Origin of the sequence: Selenomonas sp. oral taxon 920, from assembly GCF_001717585.1 — a bacterium.
Classification (GTDB): Bacteria; Bacillota; Negativicutes; order Selenomonadales; family Selenomonadaceae; genus Centipeda.
In genome coordinates this window covers 588,622-606,860 of the sequence record NZ_CP017042.1, presented here as the reverse complement: position 1 = coordinate 606,860, position 18,239 = coordinate 588,622, and the positions used below count along the sequence as shown (strand labels likewise).

The 18,239-nt window shown below is 57.2% G+C and carries 16 protein-coding genes; all 16 read right to left on the bottom strand.

The features are described 5' to 3' along the window. Positions 1-69: 69 nt before the first annotated feature. On the bottom strand, positions 70-2,295 hold the full coding sequence (locus tag BCS37_RS02730; RefSeq protein ID WP_069180042.1) for an alpha-galactosidase: 2,226 nt from the start codon (positions 2,293-2,295) through the stop codon (positions 70-72). Between the two features lie 29 nt (positions 2,296-2,324). Then, positions 2,325-3,338, bottom strand: coding sequence for a LacI family DNA-binding transcriptional regulator (locus BCS37_RS02725; RefSeq protein WP_069180041.1), 1,014 nt, complete (start codon positions 3,336-3,338; stop codon positions 2,325-2,327). A 196-nt stretch (positions 3,339-3,534) separates the two neighbouring features. Beyond that, positions 3,535-5,040: a UDP-glucose--hexose-1-phosphate uridylyltransferase gene (locus BCS37_RS02720; RefSeq protein WP_069180040.1), complete on the bottom strand. Its 1,506-nt coding sequence runs from the start codon at positions 5,038-5,040 to the stop codon at positions 3,535-3,537. 12 nt (positions 5,041-5,052) lie between these two features. Then, on the bottom strand, positions 5,053-6,042 hold the full coding sequence (gene galE / locus BCS37_RS02715) for a UDP-glucose 4-epimerase GalE (RefSeq protein ID WP_069180039.1): 990 nt from the start codon (positions 6,040-6,042) through the stop codon (positions 5,053-5,055). An 18-nt stretch (positions 6,043-6,060) separates the two neighbouring features. Then, the gene (locus BCS37_RS02710) at positions 6,061-7,227 is read right to left on the bottom strand and encodes a galactokinase (RefSeq protein WP_069180038.1); all 1,167 of its coding nucleotides are present in this window, start codon (positions 7,225-7,227) and stop codon (positions 6,061-6,063) included. 146 nt (positions 7,228-7,373) lie between these two features. Beyond that, entirely contained in the window at positions 7,374-10,502 is a 3,129-nt protein-coding gene (locus BCS37_RS02705) for a glycoside hydrolase family 2 TIM barrel-domain containing protein (protein WP_069180037.1), read from the bottom strand. A gap of 67 nt (positions 10,503-10,569) precedes the next feature. Beyond that, complete coding sequence (locus tag BCS37_RS02700) at positions 10,570-11,991, bottom strand: glycoside-pentoside-hexuronide (GPH):cation symporter (RefSeq protein ID WP_069180036.1); 1,422 nt, start codon at positions 11,989-11,991, stop codon at positions 10,570-10,572. Positions 11,992-12,003: 12 nt separating this feature from the next. Next, positions 12,004-12,609 carry a cytidylate kinase-like family protein gene (locus BCS37_RS02695; protein WP_006305822.1) on the bottom strand — a complete coding sequence of 202 codons (606 nt, stop codon included), beginning with the start codon at positions 12,607-12,609 and terminating at the stop codon, positions 12,004-12,006. Positions 12,610-12,883: 274 nt separating this feature from the next. Continuing rightward, complete coding sequence (gene deoD / locus BCS37_RS02690) at positions 12,884-13,591, bottom strand: purine-nucleoside phosphorylase (protein WP_069180035.1); 708 nt, start codon at positions 13,589-13,591, stop codon at positions 12,884-12,886. 35 nt (positions 13,592-13,626) lie between these two features. Then, positions 13,627-13,929: a type II toxin-antitoxin system RelE/ParE family toxin gene (locus tag BCS37_RS02685; RefSeq protein ID WP_107528579.1), complete on the bottom strand. Its 303-nt coding sequence runs from the start codon at positions 13,927-13,929 to the stop codon at positions 13,627-13,629. After that, positions 13,916-14,185 (bottom strand): type II toxin-antitoxin system prevent-host-death family antitoxin, encoded by a 270-nt coding sequence (locus tag BCS37_RS02680; RefSeq protein ID WP_069180033.1) that lies wholly within the window; start codon positions 14,183-14,185, stop codon positions 13,916-13,918. The genes BCS37_RS02685 and BCS37_RS02680 overlap by 14 nt, the downstream gene beginning before the upstream one ends. 123 nt (positions 14,186-14,308) lie before the next feature. Beyond that, positions 14,309-14,773: a hypothetical protein gene (locus BCS37_RS02675; protein WP_069180032.1), complete on the bottom strand. Its 465-nt coding sequence runs from the start codon at positions 14,771-14,773 to the stop codon at positions 14,309-14,311. Beyond that, a complete protein-coding gene (opp1C, locus tag BCS37_RS02670; RefSeq protein ID WP_069180031.1) occupies positions 14,770-15,594 on the bottom strand; it encodes a nickel/cobalt ABC transporter permease in 825 nt (274 codons plus the stop codon). Before opp1C ends, BCS37_RS02675 begins: the two co-directional genes overlap by 4 nt. 1 nt (position 15,595) lies before the next feature. Continuing rightward, entirely contained in the window at positions 15,596-16,534 is a 939-nt protein-coding gene (opp1B, locus tag BCS37_RS02665) for a nickel/cobalt ABC transporter permease (RefSeq protein ID WP_069180030.1), read from the bottom strand. Positions 16,535-16,616: 82 nt separating this feature from the next. Continuing rightward, positions 16,617-17,810, bottom strand: a complete 1,194-nt coding sequence (gene nikA / locus BCS37_RS02660) for a nickel ABC transporter substrate-binding protein (protein WP_216818853.1) — start codon at positions 17,808-17,810, stop codon at positions 16,617-16,619. Continuing rightward, the gene (locus BCS37_RS12125; protein ID WP_216818851.1) at positions 17,747-18,172 is read right to left on the bottom strand and encodes an ABC transporter substrate-binding protein; all 426 of its coding nucleotides are present in this window, start codon (positions 18,170-18,172) and stop codon (positions 17,747-17,749) included. The genes nikA and BCS37_RS12125 overlap by 64 nt, the downstream gene beginning before the upstream one ends. Between the last annotated feature and the right edge of the window lie 67 nt (positions 18,173-18,239).

The window sequence follows — 18,239 nt, the reverse complement described above, 5'->3', positions numbered from 1 at the left end:
AACGATTGATTCTTCGCAGATGACACAAAAAAACGGGCATCCGCACAGATACCCGTTCCAGCTGAAAAATTATTTGACAGCCTTCAGCACATAGATACGCGACTCGAAATCCGTGGAGAGCCCATTCTCTGCAATCGGTTCCCCCGTCGTGCCGTCCGTCGTGATCAGCCCATAGTTCATCAGCTCATCGCCGTAGCAGCGAACAGCACTGCGGCTGTTCTCGTAAAGAGCATCGGGCAGGAGTCCCGCGAGCCGCACACGCTCGAAACGGTAGTTCACGCGGTTCAGCGTACGATACCAGCCGACAATCGCTGTCTTTTTATCGGCGCTCACGCTCATCCATGCCATAACATTGTTCTCAAACGGGCTTTGCAAACGGTAGAACGTCCCGTACTGAAAGATTTCACGGTATTCCTTCATAAAGGCGACCTGTTCCTTGACCTCGGCAATCTCCGCCTCGCCCAGCTTGTTTAGGTCGAGTTCATATCCAAATGTTCCAAAGTACGCTGTGTTCGCGCGTGTGTGCAGCGGCGTCATACGGTTCATCTGATGATTCGGGACGACGGAGACATGGCTGCCCATACTGCTCACGGGATAGCACATCGACGTGCCGTACTGGATCTTCTGCCGCTCGGAGGCATCTGAGTTGTCGCTCGTCCACGTCTGCGGCGCATAGTAGAGCATGCCGGGGTCGAAGCGGCTGCCGCCCGAGGCGCAGGACTCAAAGAGCACATGGGGGAAGTTCGATGTCAACCGCTCGTACAGATCATAAAGTCCGAGGATGTAGCGATGGAACACCTCGCCCTGCTGGTCGGCGGGAAGCGCGTGCGACCAGCACTCCGTGATGCTGCGGTTCATATCCCATTTCACGTAGGAAACCTTTCCGCTCGCTAGGATTGCCTCCATCTGTCCGTAAATATTGTCAACGACCTCCCTGCGCGAGAAGTCAAGCACGCACTGCGAACGTCCGAGCGACTTGCGCCGCCCCGGCACGGAGAGCACCCAGTCGGGATGTGCGCGGTAGAGGTCGGAGTCCTCGTTGACCATCTCCAGCTCAACCCAGATACCGAACTTCATGCCGCGCGCCTCGATCTTCTCCGCGAGCCCGTCGATGCCGTTCGGCAGACGGTCGCGGTTGACTGTCCAGTCTCCAAGCCCCGCATAGTCGGATGTGCGTGCACCGAACCAACCGTCGTCGAGCACGAATAGTTCAATGCCGCACTCCGCCGCCTTGTCTGCGATCGTAAGCAGCTTCTCCTCCGTAAAGTCGAAATACGTCGCTTCCCAGTTGTTGATGAGGATGGGACGAACCTTCTCACGCCACTGCCCGCGCACAAGACGCTTTTGATAAAGACGATGATAGGTCTGACTCATGCCGTTCAGCCCCTCGTCCGACCAGACGAGCACCGCCTCTGGTGTCTGGAACTCCGCTCCAGGCGCAAGTTTCCAGTCGAAATCCGTACTGTGGATGCCCGCCTGCAGCCGCGTCACACCGTGGTTGTCGACCTCTGCAAGCATCTCGAAATTGCCGCTGTATACGAGGCTCATGGCGAGCACCTCGCCCTGCGTTTCCGTCGTTCCGCGTCGCAGGAGTGCCGCGAACGGATTGTACTGCCCCGAGGAGTGCCCGCGGCGGCTGCCGATTGCCGTGATGCCCGTTGCAAGCGGACGGATCTCGATGTGACGCTCGCGCGACCATGCACCCGTCAGCTCCATCCAGTCGTACTCCGTATCGGGCAGGTCAATCGACATGCTCATGACCTTCTGCAGGTGCAGGACTTCCTTGCCGTCGTTGATATAGCGCACGCTGCGTGCAACCGCGCCGCCCTCGACGAAGATCGTATAGAGAAGCTCCGCGCGCAGTCCCGTCAGTGCGTCCTTCACCTCAACGATGAGCGTCTTTGCCTCATCGTCCGACTCCACGTAGGTCGCAGGCAGACCTGCAAGCTTCGGCTTGCCGTCCATGATGCGGTAGCCTGTATACTGCATATCAAGAATGCGGCTGCCGTTTTCCTGCAATACGTTCAGCGCGGGACGACGAAAATCCGACGAGCCGTAGGTTGGCAGCTCCTGCCGAATCGCATCCAGCGAGTAGTCGCGGCTGTCGGCAAAGACACACGCGGACATCCCGCGATGCACGCGCTCAAAGATGTGTTCGAATCCCTCGCGGTCGCGCAGCGCCTTGCCGTAGTAGAGCGAACCGAGCCCGCCGTGGGGCAGTACCATGAAGATGTAACTGATGGAATCGTTGAAGAGATGAAAGACCTTGCCCCGCTCATGATAGATAATATTCATTTATATCCCCCTTCGATTGGTTGTTCGTTTTACTCCACGCGAAAGCCCGTCGTCTCACGTTCAACCACGGTATTTGCAAGCACGACATTCTCCGTCACGTCCTCCTCGATCTGCTTCAGCATGAGGCGTGCCGCCTCCCGCCCGAGATCGCCCATATGCTGATCGATGGTCGTGAGCTGCGGTGCGGTATATTGGCTGAGTGCCGTGTTGTCGTAGCCGATCACCGAGATGTCCTGCGGCACGCGCCGCCCCATGCGCTGACAGGCGTTGACCGCCCCCATCGCCATGAGATCGTTGCAGCAGAAGATCGCCGTCGGTTCTAGGTCGAGCATCATGTCCATGAGGATGAACATGGTGTTTTCTACCGTCTCGATGCGGTTGCCCTCGCCGACGTTTACAATGTCCTCCGGATGGAACGCCCCGCGCTCCCGCATGATCTCGCGGTAGACCTTCTCCTTGATGCGGTAGGAATCACTGTTCTCGCCCTGCACAAAGAGGATACGCTCGTGCCCGTAGTGAAAGAGGTGCTCGAGCGCCGCACGCACCCCGCCGCGCTGATCGCTCGTCACATACGAGATGCCCGCGCGTTCGCGTTCGCTGTTGACAAAGACCAGCGGCAGACGCGCCGCCGTATTCTCATAGAACTCTGAGACTCCCGTCTCCGTATTCGGACTGACGACGATAACGCCCGAAACATTGCGTGTGATGAAGTCCCGCACACACTCCTCCTCGCGTGCCGCATCGTTCTGCGCACACGCGAGGAGCAGAGAGTACGAGCTCTGCCGCAGATACTCCTCGATGCCGTCGAGAACCTGGGCAAAGAACATATTGTCAAAACTCGGTACGACGACCCCGATGCTCGAGGAACGCTGCGTGTTCAGCTCGCGTGCCTGCAGATTCGGTACATACTCCAGTTTCTTGATGGCGTTCTCCACCTTGAACCGCGTCTTTTCACGCACGGGATAGTTCCCGTTCACGACGCGCGAAACCGTCGCGACAGACACGCCCGACTCCTTCGCCACATCAACGATCGTCGCCTTCATTCTCTCTTCCCCCTGTATCATTGTCATGCGATACTCCTAAGCAAACCCTAGTGAAGCAAACGGGGGAAGTACACGTTCTGCCCCCTGCGGATTTCTTTCGTTCAAGCGAAGCGCGTTTAAGAAGTCCGCAGGTATTTAGGCAGATAAGTGTACGACCGTTTGCGTAACGAGGTGTTTGCGAGGAGTACGCAGACATCTACACGCCCGCTATGCTTTCAATCCAGCGGTCGAACGCCGCCATTCCTGCCGCGTCACGCTTGAACACACCTGCGTGCGTGAGCACCTCCAGGAACACCTTTCCAATCTCGTCGCGCAGAATCCCATCGACATTTCCCTCCGTGACCGTCGTATGCGCCGCACGTACCGAGCGATACCAGTCCGCATGCTTTTCGATGTCCGCGATTCCCGCGATGTCCGCCGCTCCCCGCAGCAGCTCCGCACGGATCTGCTCCATCTCCGATTTGAGACGCGCGGGCAGGATCGCCAGCCCCAGCACTTCGATCAGGCCGATGTTCTCCTTCTTGATGTGGTGCACCTCCGCGTGCGGGTGGAACAGCCCAAGTGGATGCTCCGCCGTCGTGCGGTTGTTGCGGAACACGAGATCGAACTCATAGTCCGCGCCGCGCCGCCGTGCAATCGGCGTGATCGTATTGTGCGGCGCATCTGTCTCCGCAAGAATGTCTGCGGAGGCATCGCTGTATGTGCGCCATGCCGCGAGAATCGCCGTCGCGAGATCGATGAGTGCCCCCTTGTCGGAGGACGTGAGCCGCAGCGTCGACATCGGCCACTTCACACGCCCCGCACGCACCTGCGGATAGTTCGCAAAGCGATATTCCTGCTCCACCGCCGCGCGCTCCATCGCAAATGTATAACGCCCGCCCTGATAGTGGTCATGCGAGAGGATCGAGCCACCGACAATCGGAAGGTCTGCATTTGACCCCGCGAAATAGTGCGGGAAAATCTCAAGAAATGCCGTAAGATTCTCGAACGTCTCACGCGAAATCACCATCGGCACATGATCGTTGTTCAGCACGATGCAGTGCTCGTTGTAGTAGGTATAGGGGGAATACTGCAAAAACCACGGATGGCCCGCAAGATCCAGAGGAATAAGACGATGCGTCTCGCGTGCGGGGTGGTTCACACGCCCCGCATAGCCCTCGTTCTCGCGGCAAAGAAGACACTTCGGGTAACCTGCCGCTTTCGCGAGTTTCGCCTTGGCAATATCGCGCGGATCCTTCTCCGGCTTCGAGAGGTTGATCGTCACGTCGAGATCCCCGAACTCCGTCGCCGTTTTCCACGCGATATTCTTGTCGATGCGCACCTTGCGGATGTAGTTCGAGGCGATGCTCAGCGCATAGTAGTAGTCCGTTGCCTCGCGCGGCGATTCTTCATAGTATGCGCGGAACGCACGCACGACCTCGGATGGGCGCGGCATCACACAGTCCATGATGCGCGTATCAAAGAGGTCGCGCTCGTCCGTCGTGCCCTCGATCAGCCCCTTCTCTGCAGCGTAGTCGAGCATGCACTCCAGAATCGGTGTTGCCGTTTCAAGCGTTTCATCCACCTCTTTGGGCACATAGTCCTCGACGTGCAGCACATCAAGGAGGCGATTCGCCGCATAGACCTCGTCCTCGGACGCAATCAGCCCCTTCTGACGGGCAAAGTGCAGGAGGCGGCTGATTTCATGCTGAATGTCACACATGACGCATCCTCCCTAGTCCTCATACCCGTGCGGATGGCTCTCGTGCCACTTCCAGGCCGTCCCGATCACCTGCTCCACATCCGTGAACTGCGGCTTCCACCCGAGCACGGTACGCGCTTTCTCGCTCGACGCGATGAGCTGTGCAGGATCGCCCGCGCGGCGTGCGCCGATCTCCACCTTGATGGAGCGTCCCGTTGCCTTTTCCGCCGCCGCAATCATCTCCTTCACCGAGAACCCCTGCCCGTTGCCGAGGTTGAAGATGTCGCTCGCACCGCCCTTTCTGAGATATTCGAGCGCAAGCACATGAGCATCCGCGAGATCGACCACATGGATGTAGTCGCGCAGACACGTCCCGTCCGGCGTCGGATAGTCGTCGCCGAACACCGTGATATGGTCGCGCCTCCCCGTCGGTACTTGCAGGATAAGCGGGATCAGATGCGTCTCCGTCTTGTGATCCTCGCCGATCGAGCCATCGGGCAATGCCCCCGCCGCGTTGAAATAGCGCAGGGAGACATAGCGCACGCCGTTCGCGCGGCTCACCCACTTCATCATCTTCTCCATCGTGAGCTTCGTCTCGCCGTAGGTATTCGTCGGGCACGTCTCGTCGTCCTCATGAATCGGCACGCGCTTTGGCTCGCCGTAGGTCGCCGCCGTCGAGGAGAAGACAATCTTGTCCACGCCGTGCCGCACCATCCCTTCAAGGAGCACCTGCATCCCGTAGACATTGTTGTTGAAGTAGAGCAGCGGCTTTTCCATGCTCTCGCCGACAAGCGAATTTGCCGCGAAGTGGATGACCGCCTCGACCTTATTCTCCGTAAAAATACTATCGAGCACGGAGGCATCGCGAATATCGCCCTCGTAAAATTTCGCCGCAGGGTTCAGCGCGCCGCGATGCCCCGTCTGCAGGTTGTCGACAATGACGACCTCTTCGCCCTTTTCGACGAGCGCATGCACGGCATGAGAGCCGATGTAGCCCGCACCGCCGCAAACCAAGATAGCCATGAGTATGCTCCTTTCACCTTACAGGCGGCGTGCGCCGTCCGCAATATTTGCCACGTAGAAGCTCGGTGCATAGCCGATCTTCGCCGTATACGCCTCCGCCACATTCTTCTCGAATGCGGGGATTGCCTCATCGCGCACAATGCTGACCGTGCAGCCCGCAAAACCGCCGCCCGTCATGCGCGAGCCGAGCACGCCCTCCTGCTGCCACGCAAGTTCCGCGAGCGTGTCCAGCTCCGGCCCCGTCACCTCGTAGTCGTCGCGCAGGGAGACGTGGGAATCGTTCATCAGCTCACCGAAGCGCTTCACATCATTTTTCTCAAGCGCCTCCACTGCCTCAAGCGTGCGGCGGTTCTCATAGACCGCGTGGCGTGCGCGTCTGCGCTCAACCTCATCCTCGATTACGGCGGCGTTCTCATCAAACTCCGCGTTTGTCAGTTCGCCGAGGGACTTGATCGCCTTGACCTTTTGCAGAGCCTTGAGTGCCGCCTCGCTCTGCATCCGACGCTCGTTATACGCGGACGTGACGAGGCTGTGCGCCTTGTTCGTGTTCGTGATGACAATGCTGCACCCCTTGAGGTCGAGCTTGCTGTAGCGGTACGCAAGCGTATTGCAGTCGAGCAGGATTGCACAGTCCTTCTTCCCCATCCCGACCGCGAACTGATCCATGATGCCGCAGTTCATTCCGACGAACTGATTCTCCGCCTTCTGCGCGAGCTTCACGAGCTCCACGCGGTCGATGCCAAGCCCAAGTTCGTCGTTCAGGATAACTGCCATCAGCACCTCGATGGATGCCGAGGAGGAGAGTCCCGCACCGTTCGGCAGATTGCCGTAGAAAAGGATGTCAAAGCCGTGTGCCGCCGCGTGTCCCGCATCCTCCATCATGCGCACGACGCCGATCGGATAGTTCGCCCAACCGTAAGCCTCGCTCTTGACCGCGCCGTGCATCGGGAACTCCACAATGCCCTGTTCCGGCAGATTCATCGAGTAGAGGCGCGATACATTGTCCGTGCGCGGCGCGACGAGCGCATACGTCCCGAGCGAAATCGCGCACGGAAAAACGTGTCCGCCGTTGTAGTCCGTGTGTTCGCCGATGAGATTCACGCGCCCCGGTGAGAAATATGCATGTGTGTCCGCCGCGCCGAACTTCTCGCGAAACACTTCGTTCATCTCGTCCAATATCGCCATCGTCTGCATCCTCCGTTCATCTTTGGATAAGCATCAAAATTGTAGTTAATCGAAAGTAAACGTTTTCTTTTCCGTTTTCCATTCTATCTCTTTTTGCAAAAAAACGCAAGAGCTTTTTGAAAACTCCTGCGTTTTTTTGTTTTTCCTCAAATCCCCTTCAGCGTAAACGCCAGATGCCGCGTTTCGTTTTTCTGCACATACTCCGCAAGCACGGGTGCGCCCCAGCTGTCGTCTCCGCCCACGCCGCACATCCCTGCCGACGCACGCAGATACGTGTGCTGCGGACGCGGCAGATCGTATGCATGACGCGCATTCTCAAGCTCATGCAGGCTGTACGGAAGTGCCGACGCCTCGAACGGCACATCGCCTGCAAGGCGAATACCGTGCCCGCTGCGATCCGTGACCTCAACCCAGCGCACACCACGATGATTGCCCGTCTCCTGCGGACGCAGATACGGCTCAACCTCGTCTGCCGCCGTACTCTCATAGATACCGAGCCGAGCACCCTCGCAGCGGTCAATGTAGTTCTCCTTTGGCCCGTACCCGTAGAAGCGAATGCGGTCATAGTCCGCAGAGAGCGTAAAGAGCATCGCAAAGTCCGGCATCTCCGGCAACCCCTCTGCCGCTTCATAGTCGAGTGCAACGCGGAGTACCCCCGTTGCATCCACTGTATAGGTGACGCTGCAGGTTGCTGCGGGCGACGCTGTGAGCGCATAGGTAAAGCGTACCGTAACGCTCTGTGCACGGCGTTCCTCCTGTCTGCCAAAGAAGCCATCCACCACCGTAAACGCTGCGCCGTCCACGCTGTACTCGATGCGCGTGCAGCGGTGATAGAGGCTCGCGAGCTTCCACTGCGCACAATCCGCCATGCGGCCGCTGCCGTAGTCGTTGTCGATCGGCGCGCGCCAGAAGCTCGGCTGCGGCAGTTCCTCGATCAGCTCCCGCCCGCCATAGCGATAGGAAACGAGATTGCCCTGCGCACTCGAGAACATAAGGGAGAAGCCCGCCCCCTGTACGCCGAGATTGATGTCCCCCTGCACCACGCGCAGGTTGCCCGCCGCTTCAATCGGTGCATAGGCGGGAGCAGCAACGCCGCGTCCGAGAATATCAAAGAGACGTATCCCTTCCTCCTTGGAGGGAGTAACAACTGCCTGTCCGAAGGCGATCTCGTAGCCGGCAGGTGCCCATGGCTCCTCATTCTTCAGGCAGAGCGATGCCGTCAGCACGTACTCACCCTCGCCAAGATACGGCATTTTGTAGATCACCGCATCAATGAATTTAGTTTCCCCCGGCTCCACATGATGTCCCTGCTGCCAAGTCTCCCAGATTTTTCGCCCGTCAAGGAGGAGCGTCAGCCGCAATTCATAGTCATCCGCATCGGAGAAAAGACTCTTGTTCTCGATCTCCACCCCATTCCACGCGGGGCGCAGGGTGAAGTTCTGATAGTTGTACTTCACGTCCTGCAGCTTTGCCGTCGGACGACGATCGGCAAAGAAAATGCCGTTGCCGCTGAAGTTGTAGTCCGACGGGCGGTCGCCGAAGTCGCCGCCATAGAGAAATACGTCCTCACCATACCGCCCTCGCCGACGAATTGCCTGATCGCCGAAATCCCAGATAAAGCCGCCCTGATAGAGCGGCTCGCGCTCCGTCAGCTCCGTGTACTTGTGCATGCCGCCGCAGCTATTGCCCATCGCATGCGTATACTCACAGCAGATAAAGGGCTTGTCCCTGTGCTCCTTGAGGAACGCCTCGATGTCCGCCGCCTTCGTATACATCTGACTTTCCATATCGCTCGTCGCGGGATAGCTGCGATCCCAGAAAATTCCCTCGTAGTGCACGAGGCGCGTCGGATCGACGCGGCGGAAGTATTCGCTCATTTCGTAGATGTCACGCCCGCCACAGGACTCGTTGCCGCACGACCAGATGAGAATGCTCGGATGGTTCTTGTCGCGCTCGTACATCGACTGTGCGCGGTCGAGCACGGCGGGCAGCCACGCCTCGTGATCGCCGGGCACGGTATGCGCATCCTTCGCATACGCGCCGTTCTTCATCCACGAGCCGTGCGTCTCGAGATTCGTCTCATCGATCACATAGAGTCCGTAGATATCGCACAGCTCGTAGAGCCGGCTGCTGTTCGGATAGTGCGATGTACGGATCGCGTTGACATTCGCACGTTTGAGTGCAATGAGATCCTGCTCAAAGAGCGCGGGATCCATCGCCCGCCCGTGATCGCAGTCGAACTCGTGACGGTTCACTCCCTTGAACACAATGCGCTTGCCGTTGATCTGCATCAGTCCATCCCTGAGACAGAACTCACGGAAGCCAACGCGTACGCGCACGACCTCCTGCAAAACATCCGCCGCATCGCGCACACGAATCAGAAGATGATAGAGCCACGGACATTCAGCGCTCCACAGGAGCACACAGGCAGCCTCCCCCGAAAACGTATGTGTCTTTGCGAGTATGCTCGCCTCATCCTCCCATATACAATCTCCGTCCTCATCGCAGAGCAGGATCTCGACATGCTTCTCAGACGCATCGCCGAACGTAAGGTGCACATCAAGCTGCCCATCCGTATATCCATCCCGTTCAAGCGGCACGGCACGAACAGCGATATCCTCGATGTGGTGCTGCGGCTTTGTGTAGAGCAGAACATCCCGATATATCCCCGAGAACCGCCAGAAATCCTGATCCTCAAGCCAGCTCGCACTCGCATAGCGGAATACCATCGCCGCCAACTTGTTCTCGCCCGCTGTGAGATACGGCGTCAGATCGAAATCCGCAGGTGTGCAGCTGTCCTCACTGTAGCCGACGAAATGTCCGTTGAGAAAGAGCGCGAGTGCCTCATCCACACCGCCAAAGGAGATGAAAACATTTTCCCAGTCCTCCGGCACGTTGAAATACTTCACATAACAGCCGACGGGATTGCTGCGCGTTGGAATCTCCCCCGGCGCGATGCTCTCGTGCCCGTCCCACGGATACGTCGTATTCGTATAATGCGGTACGCCGTGCCCCTCTATCTGGATGTGCGCCGGCACACGGATCGTCTCCCAGTCGTGACAGTCGTAGTCCGCCGCCTCGAAGCCCTGCGGGATGCGTGCCGTATTCCGCGCATAAGCAAAATGCCAAATACCGCCGAGCGTGCGGTAGAACGAGGATATGCCGCGTGCCAGTTCCGCCTCGTCGCGGTAGAAGATATGATCGCTGTGCGCAGGCAGGCGGTTCTCCGCAAAGTACTGCGGGTCTTTCAGTTTCTCAAAATCGAAGCCGCTCATGTCAAGACCTCCGTTTCTGCAAAGAAAGCGGTCGCTAGCGACCGCTTCCACAAATGTTACCACAGGATTACTTATTCATTTCATCCCATTTCTCCTCGAGTTCCTCCACGATGCGCGCGTGCTCTGCTTCCGTCAGTGTCACCTTCGCACGGTAGATAATCGCACCGAGCAGAATGAGAACGAACGGAAGCGCAAACATGACGAGCTTGAAGTTGAAGAGGTTCTCCGGCGTAATCGTCGCCGCCGTTGCGCCCGTCGTCATGCCGACCCAGATCGCCGTAATGCCGATCATGCCGCTTGTGATCGCACCCGCGAGCTTGTCCACCAGCGGACGCACGCAGAGGACAAGCGCCTCATCACGATGGCCGAGCTTCAGCTGCCCATACTCGACCGTATCCGTGATCGTCATGAGCACGACGAGAAAGATCAGCGGCTGCGGCAGGGCAAAGAGTCCTGCGGCAAAGAGCGTCATAAGAACGCTCGTACCCGCCATGGAATAAAGCACGATCCCGAGGAGCATCACAGCAACCGAGGCAAAGAAGAGCTTTCGACGGCTGAACTTCATCGTCAGCGTCGGGAAGAGCGCCACGGCGAGCAAGCCGATGATGACGTTGATGATGCCGAGGAACGAGAACTGCTTCGCGTCGCCGAGCACATAGATAAAGTAATAGAGGTTGAAATTATTGATGACATTCTGCCCAAGACCAAAAACAAGATACGCAATCGCCACCCAGAGCAGCTGATCATTCTTGATGAGGATCGAGAACACGTCCTTGAACGAGGTCTCCGTCTTATTCTCGCGCAGCGCAGAGTCCTCCTCCTTTGTCCCAAGGCCGAGGATAATCGCGCCAAGCGTTGCGATGCCGCCGCCGATGACCGCAAACGCAAACCACCCCGCAGAGTCGCCCGCGCCGCCGTTCTCGTTCAGTGAAAAGTAGAGCACGACAGGCATGACGATCGCCGTGACCAGCTGACCGCCGAACACCGAGCCGATACGCGCGTAGGTCGCCGTCACCTCGCGCTCACGCGAGTCGAACGAGAGCGCGGGAATCATCGACCAGATCGCAACATCCTTTGCAGAGTAAAAAATATCCATAATGAGATAGAGCAGTGCGAAGAGGACGAGATAGAGCATCGGATTCGATACCGTCAGCCCGCCCATATCCGTGAAGAGAATCGCCAGCGCGATTGCCGCAACGAATGCACCTACGATAACCCACGGCTTGAACTTGCCCCAACGCGTCTTCGTCTTGTCAATCGTATTGCCGATAAAGGGATCAAGAAAGAGTTCTCCGATGCGCAGTACAAGGATAATCGTCGTCACAATGCCGATCATATAGGCATCGTGCTCGTGATTGTCAGAGTGGAACAGATTGCTCGTGACAAAGATCATGAAGTATGTACCGAGCATTGCATAGAACACATCGTGTCCAAACGTGCCGCAGGAATAAGCGATGCGCGGCCAGAACTTGCTCTTTTTGTCCGACATGGGAAGCCCTCCTCAGCCTTTGACCGTGCGGATGTAGGCAATGATACCGTCCGCAATCTGCGCGAGCGGCGCACGCCCCGCATTCACAACGAGATCGTAGTGTGCGCCGTCGCCCCACTTGCGCCCCGTATAGTAGTCATAGTAGCGCGCGCGTTTCTCGTCCTCGCGATCCATCTCCTTGAGCGTCTTGCCCTCGTAGACCGTGCGTCCGCGCTCCTCACGGTAGTCGTCGTCCGCACAGACGAAGATGGAAAACACATCGTCGCGCTTCCGGAGCGCATAGTCCGCGCAGCGCCCGAGGAAGATGCACGGACCGTCATCGGCAAGTTTGCGGATGACATTCGACTCCGCCATGAACATCCCCTGGCTGGACTCCCCCATCGCCATGCCGAACGAATGGAACGGAATGAAGCGCGATGCAAGCGGCTTCACCGTGTTCTCAAGCTCGAGCAGTTCCTTCTCATGCAAATCGTTGATGCCGAGCTTTGCCGCCGCGAGATGGACAATCTGGCGATCGTAGAGATGAACGCCCAGTTTCTCGGCGAGAATGTTCGCGAGTTCCCGTCCGCCGCAGCCGTACCGACGGCTGATTGTGAGGATGAATTTCTTCTCCTCCATGTGACTCCCTCCTTCATCATGGGAAACGGATGAACGTTTCCCACAAACAACTCTTGAAAATGATAAAAAGGAAAAGGTTTTTTGGAAAAGTAAACGTTTTCTTTCTTACGGTTTTCATTATACTCCATCATTTTCCAAAAAGCAAACGTTTTCTTTTAAACTTTTGATGATAATTACGTGAGTACCATTCAAAATCATCCATATAAAAAGATTGCTGCATGCGTCCCTTACGAGATCCACGCAGCAATCCTTGATATCTGTGTGTGGTATGCGTTCAGCCAATCGCTGTCTCAAGTGCGATCTTGATCATATCGTTGAACGTCGTCTGTCGCTCCTCTGCCGTGCAGTGTTCGTCTCGCAGCAGATGATCGCTGACGGTAAAGAGCGCGAGTGCCTGCCGTCCATACTTCGCCGAGAGCGTATAGAGTGCCGCCGCCTCCATCTCGACCGCGAGCACACCGTACTGACGCAGCTTCGCATTGTCGATCTCCTCATCGTAGAAACGGTCGACGGAGATGACATTGCCGACGCGCACGGGGAGGTTCAGCTTCTTTGCATTCTCCACAGCGGCGGAGAGCAGCTCGTAGTCCGCGAGCGGTGCATAGTTGATCGAGCCGCCAAAGATGCTCCGAATCATGCCCGAGTCCGTCGTTGCGCCCTGCGCGATGAATACGTCGCGCAGCTTTACCTTCTCGTGCATGCCGCCGCAGGTGCCGACGCGAATGAGCTTCTGAACGCCGTAGCAGTCCATCAGCTCATTCACATAGATGGAGATCGACGGCATGCCCATGCCCGTGCCCTGCACTGAGACTGGAACGCCCTTGTACGTGCCTGTATAGCCGAGGATGTTGCGGATGGAGGTGTACTCCTTCGCCCCCTCCAGGAAATTCTCCGCGATAAACTTTGCACGCAGGGGATCACCCGGCAGCAGGATACGCTCGGCGATCTCGCCCTTTTCGGCAGCAATGTGCAGTGAACTCATAGATTTTCCTCCTAAAATTATGATTGCCATGACAATTAGATCATATGCGACATATAACATATCGTGACAATATGGACTTGCTTGAGCTCTTTCAGAACACGATAAATGATAACGTAGTTTTTCACAAAGAGCTGACGATATCCCCTATTTGCATATGCACCCGTGCGGCGAAGAGCACCGCGTTCAGACTGCTGCTCCAAGCTGCATATCGCTGCATCCAATGCGTCGATGAGCTGCGTTGCAGCAGATGGATTTAACAGATGACCCGCAATGTAGGCATAGATCTCATCCAAGTCCTGATAGGCACGCGCATAGAGCTTTACATCATACCGCTCCAAAATGCTTCCTCCGCAGAGAGGAAAGAGCTTCCCGTGCATCCATCAGGACGCCGTCCGCCTCATACTCCTCCTCCGCCGCATGGATCGCGGCATCCACCCGCGCCGCATCGAGCATTTCCTCGTACATCTCGATGCTCATGACAACCAAATCGCCATAGCCGTTCTTCGTGATGAACAGCGGTTCACGCTTTGCATGGCAGAGCGCAGAAATCTCCGTTGTGTTTCTGAGATCGGTAATTGGTCGAATCTGTGGCATAACACCCCCTCCTCTCTGTATGCTAATATAGCATAATTATGTGCAAAACTCAAGATTCACACATCACTGCAGGCAACAAAAAAGCCTATCTCACAGGCTTTCCGTGTGATAGGCTTCCCATGTTTACGCACTCTCCGCATTGAAATCAAGCACCGCACCGAGCAATTCTTTTGCGTAGGGCACGTCGAGTTTCGACAGCTCGCTGACGGGCGAATCCGCAACGACGCTGCCGTCCTTGAGGAAGATGACGCGGCTGCAGAAGTAGGTGATCGAAGTGAGGTCGTGCGTGATGAAAATATAGGTCAGACCGAGTTTTTCCTTGAGGTCGAGCAGGAGATCCATGTTCTGTACCTGCGTATGCGCGTCGAGGGAAGACACCGCCTCGTCAAAGAGGATCAGCTCGCTCCGACACGCAATCGCCCGCGCAATGCAGAGGCTCTTGCCGCTGCCCGACTCACCGAGAATGCCGAGGCATTCGCCCTCACGAACGACGAAACTGCTGTCATGGAGCAGGGTGATGTCCTGCCCCTCCTCATGCACGACAGCCCGCAGGTTCTTGACCTCAATGACGTTTTTTCCTTCACTCATGAGCGCACCTCCTTCGGGTCGAGCACGTCGCGGATGGCATCGCCGAGCAGATTGAACGCCGTGACGACGGAGACAATGGCGATACCGGGCGCAAGCATCTGGATGGGGTTCGTCGTGAGGACGTTCTTCGCCTCGTTGAGCATCGCGCCCCATTCGGGAATCGGTGCCTGCACGCCGAGACCGAGGAAGGACATCGTCGAGATGTTGATGATCGCCCAGCCGATGTCAAGGCTCGCGAGGACGGCGAGATCCGCCGCTATCGAGGGCAGCAGATGGCGCATGAGGATGAAGCTGTTGCTCGTACCGACCACGCGGCTGAACGAGATAAAGTTTTTGTCGCGGTGCTGAATGACACCCGTTCGGATCATGCGTGCATACCACGCCCACTTGATGAACACCTGCGCGAGGATGATGTTGCGGACATCCACGCCGAGGAGTGCGACAATGGCAAACACCATGATCTGGCTTGGGAACGAGAGCATGACATCGACGATGCGCATGATGACCTCGTCCACCGCCCCGCGGAAGTAGCCGGCACACAGCCCCATAAACGCACCAAGGCCGATCGTGCCGAGCATCGTGAGCGCGGCAAGCCCGAGCGTCGGGCGGATGCCGTCGAGCATGCGCGGGAGAATGCAGCGGCCGAGCTGATCCGTGCCGAGCGGATACTCCCAGCTAAAGCCGGCAAATTTGTTCGCAATGTTGTTCGCGTAGGGATCGTGCGGGCTGATCCACGGTGCGAGGATGCCCAGAAGCACAATGATACCGAGGAAGATCGTCGTCCCCATCGCCGTGCGGTTGTGCAGAAATCTGTCGAGCACGTTACTCCCCCTCTCTCACACGCGGATCGGCGAGTGTCTGCAAAATGTCGAAAATCAGATTGAACATGACAAACAGCACGCCAATGAACAGCACGTACATCTGAATGATGGGATAGTCCCGATTGAAAATCGACTTGATGCAGAGCGTTCCGAGCCCCGGCCACGCAAAGACATTCTCAACGACAATCGTCCCCGCGATGAACTGCGGAATGCTCATGCCGATTGCGACAAAACACGTATGCAGCGAGTTCCGCAGGATGTGCTTCACAAGGATCACACGCTGACGGATGCCGCGCACGCGCGCGTATTTCACATAGTCCTGCTTCATATTTTCGAGCATATTGTTGCGGATCAGGCGGATGTACGTCGAAATGTACGTCAGTGCCACGGTAAAGGCGGGCAGGATGAACGAGTCAAAGCCCTTGTTCCCGCTCGTCGGCAGGAGGTTCATCTCGATGGCGACCAGCCACATGAGGAGAAGTCCGATCCAGTATGCGGGCATCGCCGTCGTCATAAAGACAAAGAGACGCACAGCCTTGTCGATCAGCGTGTTCTTGTAGACCGCACAGAGGAATCCGACCGGCAGCGAAATCAGGATGACGAGAACGAGCGACGCCCCCGCCAGCTCGAGCGTCGCCGGCAGACAGCGCAGCAGCTCATCCGCGACGCTGCGCAGTGGGTTGACATAGCTGAAGCCAAAATCCCCGTGCAGCACATTCCACACCCATGTGAGATAGCGAATGAGATACGGCTTGTCCAGCCCCAGCTCCGCCCGTGTCTCGGCGATCATCTCGTCGCTGATGACGGGGATCTGGCGCACGCGCAGTGCCACCTCGGCGGAATCGGAGGGGATGAGACTGATGAGCGCGAAGCAGACAAACGAAATCGCAACGAGCAGCGGAATCGTCAGCAGAACGCGCCGAATGATATACTGTTTCATAGTCACACCATTTCTATTGCGCATAGAACGCAGGAAAAGGACTGCCGCGCTTGCCGCGACAGTTCTCCTCATCCAAAAATAATTACTTCCAGCTCATGAGCCAGAAAGGCACCTCATACTGCGAGGATGTGAACTGAACGCCCTCAAGCCCCTCACGATAGATTGCCTTGTTGACCTCGTACGTAATGGGAATGTAGGCAGCCTGCTCCGCGAACTGCTTCAGCACATAGCTGTAGTGCTCCTGACGCGCGGCATCGGTCGTATCCTTGTTTGCCATGAGGATATTGCGGTCAATCTCCGCCTTCGTCGGAATGCCCTGCTGTGCAGCAAAGTCACCGTAGACGGGCTCGGTCATGCCCGCAAGCGAGGACATCGGGTCGTACGGCATACCCCAGACGATGTTGAAGATGATGTCGAAGTTGCCCGCCTTCATATTGTCACGGTAGGACTGCTCTTCCTGTCCTGCGATATTGAGCTTGACACCGAACTTCGCATACTCTGCCTGCAGATACTCCGAGATGGTCTTTTCCATGACCGAATCGACGTTGTAGAGGAGGTTGAGACTGAGCTTCTGCCCGTTCTTCTCGCGCACACCGTCCGCGCCCATCGTCCAGCCCGCCTGCTCGAGGAGCTGTCCGGCAGTATCGGCATTGTACTTATACTCCATCACGTCGATGTTTGCATACGGCACATTCTTTGCAAAGAGCGTCTCTGCGGGCGGCTCAAAGCCATAGAAGATATTCTCCGAGATTGCCTGACGGTTCGTCGCGTAGTTGAGCGCACGACGGACATTCAGATCGTTCAGGATGGGGTTCGTCGTGTTGAGCACGAGCTCTCGCGTCGAAGCGGGCGAGGAGAGTGCCGTCTTATACCCCTTCATATTCGAGAACTTCTTGACCGCATCGCCGTCGATCATATTCTTGCCGAAAATGAGGTCGATCTCTCCCTTTTCAAGCGCAAGCAGACGCGTCTGGTTGTCGGGAATGACCTTGACTGTGATCTTGCGGATCGCGGGCTTCTCGCCCCAGTAGTCTTCGTTGCGCTCAAAGACCGCATACTCGTCCGTGACGTGCTCGACGAGCTTATACGGACCCGTGCCGATGTACTCCGTCACGCCGTCCTTCGTCAAGCCGTTCTTCATGACCTTCGGCGAGCACATCGCAAACGGACACAGAACGCCGAGCTCCGTCATCATCGCACCGCGCGGCTCCTTCAGCTTGATGACGAACGTATTGCGGGCACCTCGAAGTGATCGAGCACCTGCAGGAACGTCCACTTATAACGCTCCTTGAAGCCGTTCAGCGCATTGAAGTTCGCAAGGATTGCCTGCGCATCGCAGACCTCGCCGTCCGTGAATTTAACGCCCTCACGGATCTTGAACGTATACGTCAGCCCATCGGGGCTGATCTCCCAGCTTGTCGCAAGTGAGGGCGCATAGGTGCCATCCGGATTGATGGTGATGAGCGTATCGTAGAGCAGCTTCTGTGCGTACATCTCACCCGCGAACAGATGCGGGTTGAGGTCACGCGTATCGCGGAAGTTGACATAGACGATCTCGTCCTTCGGACGCTCCGCCGTGTTCGATCCTCCGCAGCCGCCGACAATCAACGATGCGCCGAGCGCAAGCGTCGCCGCCAAAACCTTCCAAGCACTTTTTTCATAAAGCCTCCTTAAAATCTCCTTAAATTCATCCCATAGCCGGCGG

Excerpts from the sequence above, each read along its gene's own strand:
- BCS37_RS02695 (WP_006305822.1), bottom strand. The coding sequence starts at position 12,609 with ATGGAGGAGAAGAAATTCATCCTCACAATCAGCCGTCGGTACGGCTGC.
- BCS37_RS02725 (WP_069180041.1), bottom strand. The coding sequence starts at position 3,338 with ATGAAGGCGACGATCGTTGATGTGGCGAAGGAGTCGGGCGTGTCTGTC.
- BCS37_RS02675 (WP_069180032.1), bottom strand. The coding sequence starts at position 14,773 with ATGAGTGAAGGAAAAAACGTCATTGAGGTCAAGAACCTGCGGGCTGTC.
- BCS37_RS02705 (WP_069180037.1), bottom strand. The coding sequence starts at position 10,502 with ATGAGCGGCTTCGATTTTGAGAAACTGAAAGACCCGCAGTACTTTGCG.
- BCS37_RS02700 (WP_069180036.1), bottom strand. The coding sequence starts at position 11,991 with ATGTCGGACAAAAAGAGCAAGTTCTGGCCGCGCATCGCTTATTCCTGC.
- opp1B (WP_069180030.1), bottom strand. The coding sequence starts at position 16,534 with ATGAAACAGTATATCATTCGGCGCGTTCTGCTGACGATTCCGCTGCTC.
- deoD (WP_069180035.1), bottom strand. The coding sequence starts at position 13,591 with ATGAGTTCACTGCACATTGCTGCCGAAAAGGGCGAGATCGCCGAGCGT.
- BCS37_RS02680 (WP_069180033.1), bottom strand. The coding sequence starts at position 14,185 with ATGCCACAGATTCGACCAATTACCGATCTCAGAAACACAACGGAGATT.
- BCS37_RS02730 (WP_069180042.1), bottom strand. The coding sequence starts at position 2,295 with ATGAATATTATCTATCATGAGCGGGGCAAGGTCTTTCATCTCTTCAAC.
- BCS37_RS02710 (WP_069180038.1), bottom strand. The coding sequence starts at position 7,227 with ATGGCGATATTGGACGAGATGAACGAAGTGTTTCGCGAGAAGTTCGGC.
- BCS37_RS02720 (WP_069180040.1), bottom strand. The coding sequence starts at position 5,040 with ATGTGTGACATTCAGCATGAAATCAGCCGCCTCCTGCACTTTGCCCGT.
- galE (WP_069180039.1), bottom strand. The coding sequence starts at position 6,042 with ATGGCTATCTTGGTTTGCGGCGGTGCGGGCTACATCGGCTCTCATGCC.